We start from the raw sequence: 12,897 nt of genomic DNA on the forward strand, positions 1-12,897 counted from the left end.
ACAGGCGTTCTCGCTTCTTATTACTGATCAAAGTGATGAGAAATAGTAAATTGCATGAGCCGTATACGAGGTCCGTACGTACGGTTCTGTGAGAGGGATGAGGCATGAGCCTCACCCTACTCGATATGTTCAGGATGAACGGTATATCGCGGTCACATGACGTCACATGGATGTGACTTATTAGATAATGCAGACGGTACAGGAAGTACCTTATTAGATAATGCAGGAGCAATTATCCTGATCACATTATCCTGATGTGAAAGAGCGTGTAAGTGATTTATTATAATACCAATTGAAATAATGAATTCATCATTCATTATTTCAATTGGTAGTAAGAGGTAAATGTGAAAACTCAGCAAATTGAAAACCTGTTCGATCATTATTTAGCAGCATTTAGTGCCTATGATTTGGATGCGGTAGTTGCGTGTTATCACATACCTTGTACTTTACACACACCAGATAAGATAGTTCTGGTCAATAGTATTGATGACTGTCGACAAGAGTTTAATGATATTTTCACCCAACTTAAACAAGCCAATACCGCTAAAATAGTTGCTCGAAGCGCGAGTTATATGTCAATCAATGATGACTTGCTGCTTGCTTGTGTAGATTGGGGTTTTATAGATGAGCAAGGACAAGTATTTGCAGACTTCTGTGCTTATTACCATATAAGTATTTTAAATAGTACTAAGCAGAAGTTAGCAATAGTGAATGTGGTTTCACATGAACTAGTGAACTCTCTATCATTGGCAAATACGTTTTCAATAAGTGGCTAACAATTAATTTTATCAGTATAGAAGAGAATAAAAAATGAAAGTAAAAGTAGCAATATTAGGCTGTAGTGGACGTATGGGACGTAACCTTATTCAAGCAGCTCATGAACATGAAAGTATTGAGTTAGTTGGCGGTACTGTGCGTGCAAGCTCATCTTTTGCAGGCTTTGATTTAGGTGAATTAGCAGGGATTGGCGCAATAGGCTTATCAACATCTACACAATTAGCGCAATTAACTGATGCTCAGGTTTTTATAGATTTCACTTCGATAGAAACATCATTAGAAAATGTTAAATGGTGCCAAGCGCATAAAAAAGCATTGGTTATTGGTACTACTGGTTTTAATGATGAACAAGTGAAACTAATTGCAAAATCTGCTCAAGATACGCCTGTTGTTTTAGCGCCTAATACATCAGTTGGTGTTAATTTAATGTTTAAGTTACTCCAAGTAACCGCAAAGGCAATTGGCGACTATACAGATATAGAAATTTTTGAAGCGCACCATAGATTTAAAAAAGATGCACCATCAGGTACTGCGGTAAAAATGGGTCAGGTTATTGCTGATACTCTAGGTAGAGATTTAAATAAAGTTGCGGTTTATGGTCGCGAAGGCATTACCGAAGAAAGAAGTAGAGAAACCATTGGTTTTGCTACTGTTAGAGCAGGCGATATTGTTGGTGAACATACTGCCTATTTTGCTGATTTGGGCGAGCGTATAGAAATAACCCATAAAGCTAGCTCACGTATGACGTTTGCTTTAGGTGCTATGCGTGCAGCATTTTGGTTAAGTAATGCCGACAATGGCTTTTATGATATGCAAGATGTTTTAGGTTTAAAAGATTAGAAACAACACATCTTGTCGCTGTATCGCTCAATTTAGGTGTCAAAAGTACTCACAAATTCTTCGGGAAATAATTTGAACATCCGAAGGATGGCCTGAAAGGTGGAGTACAGGATGTACGGAGTAATGACTGACGTCAACTCCGTGCTTTTTCCTTTAAATTAAACTATATACCCGTGATACTTCTAATTCCAGCTGAATCCTGCATTTTGAAGTAACACGGGTATACGGCTTAAAGTTGAGTCGTTTATGGTAAAAACTATTGCTGTTAATTTGACATCAATTTCAAATAAATAATATTGGTTTTATTTTTAGATAACTATTGTTTTTGATGGTTTGGCTGCTGAAAGGTATAAAGCCACATAAAAGAACAAGTTTTTACAATTATTACTAGACGAAGAAAGGCTACAAGCGTAAAATAAGTGGATTTTGTCAAGAATTTAGCAAAAAGGCTGTTTTTGGCATTTTTTATGTGCAACTTTTACTTAACATTATAGTCCTTAATTGGTTGTATTTTTAAGAAGTGTATTTCCCTTATGGGAGCATAAATGAATTTGCGTTACATTAGGCTTATTGAACAAGTTAACTAAAAAATCTTGTTTAATAAAGTTATTTCTTCTTTTTGGAGGTTACATTGGCTACATCTGCTATTTTAGTACTGGAAGACGGTACTGTATTTAAAGGCACCGCAATTGGTGCACAGGGAACGGCTGTTGGTGAAGTAGTATTTAATACTTCGATGACAGGTTATCAAGAAATTCTTACCGACCCGTCATATGCAGAGCAAATTATTACCCTGACTTACCCGCATATTGGGAATACAGGTACTAACTCAGAAGATAAAGAGTCGGATAGTATTCATGCTAAAGGTTTAGTGATCCGTGATTTACCTCTACTAGCCAGTAATTTTCGAAATGAACAAAATTTAAGCGACTACTTAATCGAAAATAATATCTTAGGTATTAGCGAAATAGATACGCGTAAATTAACGCGAGTGCTTCGAGAAAAAGGTGCACAAAATGGCTGCATTATAACTATCGATGACGCCAGCGATGAAGGCATACAAGCCGCGCAAGATAAAGCGTTAGCGCATGCTAAAGACTTTCCTGGACTTAAAGGAATGGATTTAGCCAAAGTAGTTTCTACCAAAGAGCAATACCAGTGGGTTTCAGGTAGTTGGTCACTTGGTCATGCAATGGGTGAAGGCTTCTCAGACTTTAGTAACTCTTTAGATAAGCTAAACTTTCATGTGGTTGCTTATGATTTTGGCGCGAAAAGCAATATTTTACGCATGTTAGTAGACCGTGGTTGTCGATTAACGGTTGTGCCAGCACAAACACCAGCAAGTGAAGTTTTAGCGATGAATCCAGATGGTATATTCTTGTCAAATGGCCCAGGTGACCCTGAACCATGTGACTATGCTATTAGCGCGATTCAAACTATTTTAGAAACAGATATTCCAGTGTTTGGTATTTGTTTAGGTCATCAACTACTAGGTTTAGCCAGTGGCGCCAAAACCGTCAAAATGAAATTTGGCCATCATGGTGCTAACCATCCAGTTAAAGACTTTGAACGTGACGTAGTAATGATTACTTCACAAAACCATGGCTTTGCTGTTGACGAAGCTGACTTACCAAGCAACTTAACTGTAACGCATAAATCATTATTTGATGATTCATTGCAGGGTATTCACCGCACAGATAAACCAGCGTTTAGTTTCCAAGGTCACCCTGAAGCAAGCCCCGGTCCTCATGATGCTGCCCCATTATTCGATCATTTTATTGATTTGATTAACGAATATAAAGCAACTCAAGCTTAAACCTACAAACAAGATAAGAGAGAATAAAGACATGGCAAAAAGAACAGATTTAAAAACTATCTTGATTTTAGGTGCAGGCCCAATTGTTATTGGTCAAGCCTGTGAGTTTGATTATTCTGGTGCACAAGCATGTAAAGCATTACGTGAAGAAGGTTATCGAGTTGTATTAGTAAACTCTAACCCTGCAACAATAATGACTGACCCTGATATGGCTGATGCCACTTACATCGAACCCATTCATTGGGAAGTTGTTCGTAAAATTATTGAAAAAGAGCGTCCTTGTGCGGTATTACCAACCATGGGCGGTCAAACAGCATTAAACTGTGCATTAGAGCTTGAAGCTAAAGGTGTATTAGCAGAATTTAATGTTGAAATGATCGGCGCAACTGCTGATGCTATCGATAAAGCGGAAGACAGAAGTCGTTTTGATAAAGCAATGAAAGCGATTGGCTTAGATACGCCAAATGCTGAGATTGTTCATACTATTGAAGAAGCGCATGCAGCAAGTAAGGTTTTAGGTTTCCCTTGTATTATTCGCCCATCGTTTACCATGGGTGGCACAGGCGGTGGTATTGCTTATAACATCGAAGAATTTACTGAAATTTGTACGCGTGGTTTAGATCTTTCTCCAACCTCAGAGTTACTGATTGATGAATCATTAATTGGTTGGAAAGAATATGAAATGGAAGTGGTACGCGATAAAAATGATAACTGTATCATTATTTGTGCTATCGAAAATATCGACCCAATGGGTATTCACACAGGTGACTCAATTACCGTAGCACCCGCGCAAACATTAACGGATAAAGAATATCAAATCATGCGTAACGCTTCTTTAGCGGTACTGCGTGAAATTGGTGTTGAAACCGGTGGTTCAAACGTACAATTTGGTATTTGTCCAAATACTGGCCGTATGGTTATTATCGAGATGAACCCACGTGTTTCTCGTTCATCAGCATTAGCGTCAAAAGCAACGGGTTTCCCCATTGCGAAAATTGCTGCCAAATTAGCGGTAGGTTATACCCTTGATGAGTTAACCAATGATATTACTGGCGGTAAAACACCTGCGTCATTTGAACCAACAATTGATTACGTTGTTACTAAAATTCCACGTTTTAACTTTGAAAAATTTGCCGGTTGTGAAGATAGACTGACCACACAAATGAAATCTGTTGGTGAAGTAATGGCTATTGGCCGTAACCAACAAGAATCACTGCAAAAAGCACTTCGTGGCTTAGAAGTTGGCGTAAATGGTTTTGACTCTATGGTTGATGTGACTCAACCGGGCGCTAAAACTAAAATAATGCATGAACTGCAAGAAGCAGGTAGTGACAGAATTTGGTATATAGGCGACGCTTTTCGTTTAGGCTTAACGGTTGAAGACGTATTTCGTTTAACGAATATTGATCGCTGGTTCTTAGTACAAATTGAAGACATTATTTTAGAAGAAGCGAACGTACGTGATGGCGGAATGAAAGTTTTAACGCCTGAGTACTTACGTAAACTTAAACGTAAAGGTTTTGCTGATTCACGTTTAGCTGATGTTATTGGCGTAAATGAATCAGAAATTCGTAAAAAACGCCACAGTGCTAATATCTTCCCTGTGTATAAACGTGTTGATACCTGTGCGGCAGAATTTAGCTCAGACACGGCTTACATGTATTCTACTTATGATGAAGAGTGTGAAGCCAACCCTACTGATAAAGAATCTATCATGATTTTAGGTGGTGGCCCTAACCGTATTGGTCAAGGTATTGAATTTGACTACTGTTGTGTTCATGCTGCCCTTGCTTTACGTGAAGATGGCTATGAAACCATCATGGTTAACTGTAACCCTGAAACGGTTTCTACCGATTATGATACGTCAGATAGACTATATTTCGAATCAATTACCTTTGAAGATGTATTGGAAATTGTGCGTATTGAAAAACCTAAAGGCGTTATCGTGCAATACGGTGGTCAAACACCACTTAAATTAGCACGAGCATTAGAAGCGGCTGGCGTACCAATTATTGGTACCTCTCCAGATGCAATCGATAGAGCAGAAGACAGAGAGCGTTTCCAACAAGCAGTTGACCGTTTAGGGTTATTGCAACCTGAAAATGCTACGGTAACCTCTATCGATGAAGCAATGGCAAAAGCTGAAACCATTGGCTTCCCATTAGTGGTTCGTCCATCTTATGTATTAGGTGGCCGTGCGATGGAAATTGTTTATGACTTAGATGATTTACGTCGTTATATGACAGAGGCAGTAAGCGTATCTAATGACTCGCCAGTATTGCTTGATCACTTCCTTGATGATGCGATTGAAGTTGATATAGATGTGGTTTGTGATGGCGAGCAAGTCGTCATTGGCGGCATTATGCAGCACATTGAACAAGCTGGTGTTCACTCAGGTGATAGTGCTTGTTCGTTACCTGTATATAGCTTAAGCCAAGAAGTACAAGACGTTATGCGTAAGCAAGTAACAGACTTAGCATTTGAGCTAGGCGTTATTGGTTTAATGAATACGCAAATGGCAGTTAAAGATAACGAAGTTTATCTTATTGAAGTTAACCCTCGTGCTGCACGTACCATTCCATTTGTTTCAAAAGCAACTGCTGTGCCTTTAGCGAAAGTTGGCGCGCGTGTTATGGCGGGTAAATCACTAAAAGAGCAAGGCATTACCGAAGAAGTTATTCCTCCGTATTTCTCTGTTAAAGAAGTGGTTATTCCGTTTAACAAATTCCATGGTAGTGACCCATTAGTTGGCCCAGAAATGCGTTCAACGGGCGAAGTTATGGGTGTTGGTAAAACTTTTGAAGAAGCCTACGCTAAAGCAAATTTAGGCGCTGGTGTTAGTGTACCTAAATCTGGTCGTGCGCTTATTTCTGTTCGTAACAGTGATAAGGTTCGCGTAGTTGAACTCGCTAAACAGATGGTTGCTTTAGGTTATGAACTTGATGCAACTCACGGTACTGCGATTATTTTAGGTGAAGCAGATGTTCCTGTACGTCTAGTTAACAAAGTACATGAAGGTCGTCCACATATTCTCGATAGAATTAAAAACAGTGAGTATAGCTATATTATTAATACCACTGAAGGTCGTAAAGCGATTGAAGATTCTAAGGTATTGCGTGGCGGAGCACTTCGTTATAAAGTTGCTTATACTACAACGCTTAACGCTGCTTTTGCCGCTTGTCAGGCACATGCTGCAGATGACAGAAATACAGTGACTTCAATACAAGAGTTACATAAACAATGTAGCTAAGAAATGTAAGACATCTATTAACGTTTTAGTATTTGTCTTACCTAATTTTTTATAAAGGTGGTTTTTCTTATCTAATACCAGTTTCATTAATTAGGTGATTTATTTTATACGTAGGAAAAGCGGCCAAATACAAGGCATTTATTTCAATAACTAGTTGTTCTAATTATTAAATAAATAACGAAGTAGTTGGTCGTTTTAACAAGTAGAAATGATCACATATTTAGTGAGATTGGTATAAATATAAGTAAACCGCCTTTATCGTTTGAATAAGAAGAGTAAAATGACTAAATACCCAATGACCCTACGTGGTGCAGATCTGCTCAAAGAAGAACTTAGAGTTTTAAAGATGGAAAAACGCCCGCGCATTGTAAAAGATATTGCTACAGCGCGCGAACATGGCGATTTAAAAGAAAATGCTGAGTATCATGCGGCTAAAGAAGAGCAAGGTTTTTGCGAAGGACGTATTCAAGACATTGAAGGTCGGTTATGTAATGCGCAAGTGATTGATGTAACAACAATACCTAATCATGGCAAAGTTATCTTTGGTACCACAGTTAAGTTACTAAATATTGATACTGAAGTCGAAGTGACTTACCAAATTGTTGGTGATGATGAAGCGGATTTTAAAACGGGTAGAATTTCAGTAAACTCACCAATTGCTCGTGGCTTAATTGGCAAAGAAGTTGATACTGAAATTGATATCACTACACCGGGCGGTGTGGTTGAATATGAAATTATGTCAGTAGAGCATATATAAAACTTCAATTTTCTGGTTAAGAATAGCGAACTAGAACATTGAAAAAACCTCAAATCCGTAAGGGTTTGAGGTTTTTTTATCTCCAAAATATTGACTAATATAATTATCATTGTATGTAAGCTAACGTGTCTCATAGATAATGAATGTTAATGCATTACCCGTTGGCTAGATAAAGGATAGTTACCTGATGCGGTATTTTTAAGTAAAAAACATCGTGTTTCTCCCTTTTTTGCTGAGCTTTCTAGTTGTGCTATTTCTTGTGTGGCAAATGAACTGTTTGACACAATTACCGCTGAGCAATTACCTTTACTTAATACTGATTTGATATGTGCTAACTCTACTCTTATATTGCCTTTAATGGAGTTCTTGTAATTAACCATTAATATTTTTGACGCATCAATATCATGAGTATGGGCAAGTTGTTCAATTGAGCTTTCTTCAGGGTTAATGAATAAAACCCATTTTTTTTGTTGTTTATGTTGTTGGCATATATGGGCATACTGAGTAGATAGCTCTAAATTATTATTTACGTCAGTAAGTTGTAACCAATTGGCCCTTGTACTGATGTTTGTTGAGTTATTGATTATATTGATATTATTTATGCTAATCATTGTCAGACACCTCTTAATTAATATGGTTAATCGAGATAAATAGATATACTGTATAGATGTACAGTATATCTATTTTAAGTAACATTCAAGCACTATTTGTTATTGGTTTAGAATTAATTTCGAATAAGTTAACGAAGGTGTTGCAATATTAGATAATGCTCATATATGATAAAGGCATCTAAATTTGTTATGGATGTAAAGTATGAAAATTGAAGTGAACTTACTCGAAGGACAACAGTTAAAAGCCAGTTTTGGTGAGCATGAAATTATCAGTGATCAAAGTGTCGCTGCGGGTGGTAAAGCTGAACAACCGGAGCCTTTTGATTACTTTTTAGCAAGCATGCCACTGTGTGCAGCTTTTTACATGCGTAAATTTTGTCAACAACGTGATATTAGTACAGAGGGATTAAAAGTAGTTCAAAATAATGAAAACCTGAGTGAAGATAATCCTTACAAGAAAAAGATTACACTGTCAGTTACCCTTCCTGAAAATTTCCCTAAGAAATATAATAAAGCAATACTTGCAGCTGCGAATACTTGTACGGTTAAAAAAGTTATTCAAGCACTACCCGAGTTTGATATTAGTATTGTGTAGTTTATTCGGTTAGCTAAAAATTTAAGTTAGGATGTTAAGTTATATTTGTATTTCTCTAGCAGGCTTATATAGATTTTGTTATTCTGTTTGTTACCATGTAAGTTTCATCTTGATTGACTTTTGTAATACATAATAATAATAAAATGATAGTAATATGAGTATAACTATGACCGATAGCATGAAAATGATATTGGCGGATGATCACCCATTATTTCGCCAAGCGTTAACTATAACCCTCAAAGCAAATTTTGCTAATGCTGATATTTTTGAAGCACAAACTATTCCTGAATTAGAGCAACATTTAGCGCACGAGCAGGGGGCTGATTTATTATTACTCGATTTAGATATACCTGGTGCTCAAGGCTTTAATAGTTTAATTAGTATTAGACGCTCTTATCCTGATTTAGGTGTGGTAATTATTTCTGGGTTTGAAGATAAAGAAACCATTTATAAAGCCATGAGTCATGGTGCTGCTGGATTTATTCCTAAATCGACGCCAGTTCCTGAAATGTTGTTAGCGATAAAAGAAGTGCTTAACGGTAAATTATGGACACCAGACGGTGAATATAATGTTAAAGAACAACATAGTAATAGCGCCGATGACAAAATTGCTTCATTAACACCCAAGCAACATAAAATATTATCAATGTTTGCTGAAGGTCTGCTAAATAAACAAATAGCCTATGAACTAGGTTTATCTGAATCTACGATTAAAAGTCATGCTAGTACAATTTTTTTAAAACTTGGGGTACGTAATCGCACCCAAGCCGTTATTGTGCTGAATGAAATGCAATTGAATCAAGGTTCATTTGGTCATTAATTGATAGCAACTTTTTTTAGATTTTATGAGAATAGTTTTTCTCAAGTTCTTTACTTAATAATGAACTCATTAAAGATCGTAAAGCGATAGGCTTTATTATTTTGCGTAAATAGCCTATGTCAGCTTGCTTGGCTAGTGACCTTAAGTTGTTATCTGTGGTGGCTGTAATGAGTATAGCGGGTAGTGAGCTGTAACTCATTGCCCTTAATTGTTCAATTAACTCTATACCATTCACTTTATCTGTTAAGTCTGATGGCAGGTGTTTCTCGTTCGCAGACACCTTACTGGAAAATTGTTCATTGTCATCTTGATGCCCTGTTAGTTGAAAGTCGACTAATAAAATGTCTATTTCATCCTCGTGATTAGCATAAATATCTTTGGCTTGTTGGGCATTCATAGCTGTAAATACATTACATTGCCACGCCGATAATAATTCTGTCATTCCTGATAAAATATCTTGTTCATTATCAATGCATAATACTCCTACGCCTTGTAAACTCATGCTTGCTGCTCGCGGTGTTTGCTTATGCATAACCAGTGGTTGGCAAATGGGGACATTAACACTGAATAAGCAACCGTGATTTACTTGTGATTTTAAATCAATTTTGTGGTTAAGGATATTTGCTAAGCTTTGTGCAATATTCAGACCTAAACCAAGACCTTTTGGACCAATGGAATTCATGGGATTTAGTTGTGTAAATTGTTCAAAAACTTGTTGTTGTTTATCTTCTGGAATACCTGGGCCATTATCAAATACTTGAATTGAAAGCTCGTTTCCTTGTCTACGGCAACCTAAGAGTACTTTGCTGTTATGAGAATTACCAAGGCGGTGTGCATAACGAAAAGCATTGCTAAGAAAGTTTTGGACTATTCTTGAGAGTAACTTTATATCGCTAGCAATATAAAGTTTGCTCGATTGAAAGTGAAAATCAACCTTGAATTCAGTTGTTAAGGCTTGGAATTCAGATGTTAGCATAGAGAATAAGTATTTGATTTCAACCGGAGCAATCGTTGGTGAAATATTGCCACTTTCTATACGTGCTATTTCATTAAGATCAAGTAATAAGTTATTGGCAATTTCTAAAGAGTTATCAATTTGTTTTATTTGATTTCGTTCTTCATCATTGACTCTAGAGCTTAATGTGATAGCAGAAGAAAATAATCGTGCTGCTGATAAAGGCTGTAATAAATCATGACTACAGGCTTTTAAGTACTGACTTTTCTTTATATGGGCTTGCTCTGCTTTATCATGTGCTTGAGCTAATTCACTATTTGCTTGTGCGAGCTCTCTGTTAGCTTGTTCTAATTCTGCGGTGCGATAGCGTACTCTGGATTCTAGATCAGTATTCTCTTCTTTTAATACTTTTTCGGTATGACGATATTTGGTGATGTCTGAAAAAATCATGACAAAACCACCACCGGGAATAGGACTGCCTTCTATATGAATAGTTTTACCATTTTTTAGCTTATATTCAGAGTTATGGCGACTACCTTCCTTAATATACTGAATGCGCTTTTTAACCTGTAAATCAATATCTTTAACAAAATAACCTTGCTGACTTAAATTGAAATGTATTAATTGGCTGATAGGGCAGCCAATATAAATAAAATTATCAGGGTAATTAAAAATATCTAGATAACGTCGATTCCAGGCCACTAGCTGTAAACCACTATCGATAACCGAAATACCTTCACTGACATTTTCTATAGCACTTTGTAGAACAGTTCTACTAAATTCTAATTGTTGGCTAGAGTTGTCTTCAACCAACTTCGCAACTTGATCAAAAGCCATTCCTCGGCCATTAATGGCAAGCGAGGTAACTAATTTTGCCGAAGCCGAGCCTAATACACGAGCAAGTGTATTTTCAGCATGAAATAGCACAGCTTCATTAAGTTCTTTGTTATTTTTATTTTGATGAGTGCTATAAAACTGTTTGAAACATTCATCGGCTTTTTCTTTGCCAATAAATCGAGCCACTAAAAACTTTAATTCAATAATGTCTACCTTAGGTTGAATAGGTAAGTTCCACTGGGTCTTTTTCTTCGCGGTATAAAAAAATTTACTTTGCATTTGTTCACGGATACTTTGTCGTGTGACTAAAGACACGAGCCAAAGCATAATCATATTGACCAACAGTCCAATTAATGTGATTACAGTTGTTTGAGGTAAATCACTTGTTGCTAGAGGGTGATCATATATTCCCAATTGTGGTAATAAATTAAAGGCGGCCCAAATGATAAAGCCACTACTTATACCAGCAAGCACTCCTGAAAGAGTTGCTCTTCGCCAATAAAAAGCGACAAATAAGGCAGGACCTATTTGGGCTATAGCACCAAATGCAACTTCGCCTAATGACGATAAGGTGTCAGGCGGCGATAAGAGTAACAGGCCGAAACTTAAAAAAATAACAACCAATACGAGGGCTTTACGAATGAGTAAAAGTTGTGATTGAAAGTGGTTAAAATTATTATGTTGTTTAGTTGAATATTTAAACATTAAAGGAAAAATAATTTCATTACTGAGCATGGTACTTAACGCGATAGTTGACACAATGACCATAGAGCTTGCCGCTGAAACAGCGCCTAAAAAAGCAAATAATGACAACCACAATTGCCCGTTATACGCAGGTAAAAATAATACATAAGCATCAGGTGGTAATGAATCACCATAGTACAGGTTACCAGCTAAGCCTAATGGTCCAGCAAAGAAAGCAAAAATCACACAGTATAAGGGCAGTACCCAACGAGCGAGTGTACTGGTTTTCTGCTCTTTTATTTCAACAAACATGACTTGAAATTGTCTTGGGAAACACAAAAACGCAGAGATACCAATAATTAGTAATCCCAATAGTCCTATTAGGCTATTACCACTAAATTGTTCTTCTAATGAAATGGAATCTTTTGATAGCTCCCAAATATCGATAGGGGAGTCATATAAAACAAAAGAAACAAATAGTCCTACTAATAGAAAAGCGATTAACTTTACCAGTGACTCAAACGCTATTGCCATCATAACGCCCGAGTGGCGTTCAGTAACATCGATAGTACGAATGCCAAAAATAATGGTGAAAACGGCTAAAATTATACTAACAATTAGGCCTAGCTGCCAGGTAAGTAAATCAGATGTTTCTTGTAATATTTGATAGGAATAAATAATCGCTTTTAGCTGGAGTGCAATATAGGGCATAGTGCCAATTAATGCCACTAAAGTAATGATGATAGCTAAAGATTGAGATTTACCAAAACGGGCAGACAGTAAATCGGCAATGGAAGTAATTTTAAGTTGCAAACTCGTTTTTATTATCCGTGTTGTTCCGGCAATGGCACACGCATTGATTATTTAATTTAAATATTTGCAATGCTAATTTTTTGCTCTACGCTTAATTATGTTGGCAACAACATGAAGCAGGATGCTTTGTTATAGATACTTT

General features: G+C 36.9%; 9 protein-coding genes. 7 read left to right on the forward strand and 2 right to left on the reverse strand.

The window, feature by feature from the left end; all coding sequences use genetic code 11:
• Positions 1-344 precede the first annotated feature (344 nt).
• The 5 genes from DWA31_RS04125 to greA all read left to right on the forward strand — a co-directional run bounded on the left by DWA31_RS04125 (position 345) and on the right by greA (position 7,440).
• The gene (locus DWA31_RS04125; protein WP_114325397.1) at positions 345-776 is read left to right on the forward strand and encodes a hypothetical protein; all 432 of its coding nucleotides are present in this window, start codon (positions 345-347) and stop codon (positions 774-776) included.
• Between the two features lie 34 nt (positions 777-810).
• Positions 811-1,617: a 4-hydroxy-tetrahydrodipicolinate reductase gene (gene dapB / locus DWA31_RS04130; protein ID WP_114325398.1), complete on the forward strand. Its 807-nt coding sequence runs from the start codon at positions 811-813 to the stop codon at positions 1,615-1,617.
• 631 nt (positions 1,618-2,248) lie between these two features.
• The gene (carA, locus tag DWA31_RS04135) at positions 2,249-3,433 is read left to right on the forward strand and encodes a glutamine-hydrolyzing carbamoyl-phosphate synthase small subunit (RefSeq protein ID WP_114325399.1); all 1,185 of its coding nucleotides are present in this window, start codon (positions 2,249-2,251) and stop codon (positions 3,431-3,433) included.
• Positions 3,434-3,464: 31 nt separating this feature from the next.
• Positions 3,465-6,683, forward strand: a complete 3,219-nt coding sequence (carB, locus tag DWA31_RS04140) for a carbamoyl-phosphate synthase large subunit (protein ID WP_114325400.1) — start codon at positions 3,465-3,467, stop codon at positions 6,681-6,683.
• A 280-nt stretch (positions 6,684-6,963) separates the two neighbouring features.
• Complete coding sequence (gene greA, locus DWA31_RS04145) at positions 6,964-7,440, forward strand: transcription elongation factor GreA (RefSeq protein WP_114325401.1); 477 nt, start codon at positions 6,964-6,966, stop codon at positions 7,438-7,440.
• Positions 7,441-7,586: 146 nt separating this feature from the next.
• On the opposite strand, the gene DWA31_RS04150 is transcribed toward greA, so the two are convergent.
• On the reverse strand, positions 7,587-8,051 hold the full coding sequence (locus tag DWA31_RS04150) for a hypothetical protein (RefSeq protein ID WP_114325402.1): 465 nt from the start codon (positions 8,049-8,051) through the stop codon (positions 7,587-7,589).
• 202 nt (positions 8,052-8,253) lie between these two features.
• Here DWA31_RS04150 and DWA31_RS04155 point away from each other — a divergent pair, with 202 nt between their 5' ends.
• The gene (locus tag DWA31_RS04155) at positions 8,254-8,646 is read left to right on the forward strand and encodes an OsmC family protein (RefSeq protein ID WP_114325403.1); all 393 of its coding nucleotides are present in this window, start codon (positions 8,254-8,256) and stop codon (positions 8,644-8,646) included.
• A 166-nt stretch (positions 8,647-8,812) separates the two neighbouring features.
• Positions 8,813-9,466, forward strand: coding sequence for a LuxR C-terminal-related transcriptional regulator (locus DWA31_RS04160; RefSeq protein ID WP_114325404.1), 654 nt, complete (start codon positions 8,813-8,815; stop codon positions 9,464-9,466).
• 16 nt (positions 9,467-9,482) lie between these two features.
• Here DWA31_RS04160 and DWA31_RS04165 read toward each other — a convergent pair whose 3' ends face one another.
• Positions 9,483-12,755: a hybrid sensor histidine kinase/response regulator gene (locus tag DWA31_RS04165; protein WP_245942475.1), complete on the reverse strand. Its 3,273-nt coding sequence runs from the start codon at positions 12,753-12,755 to the stop codon at positions 9,483-9,485.
• Positions 12,756-12,897 lie beyond the last annotated feature (142 nt).

This window comes from Candidatus Colwellia aromaticivorans (assembly GCF_003333305.1).
GTDB classification, from domain to species: domain Bacteria; phylum Pseudomonadota; class Gammaproteobacteria; order Enterobacterales; family Alteromonadaceae; genus Colwellia; species Colwellia aromaticivorans.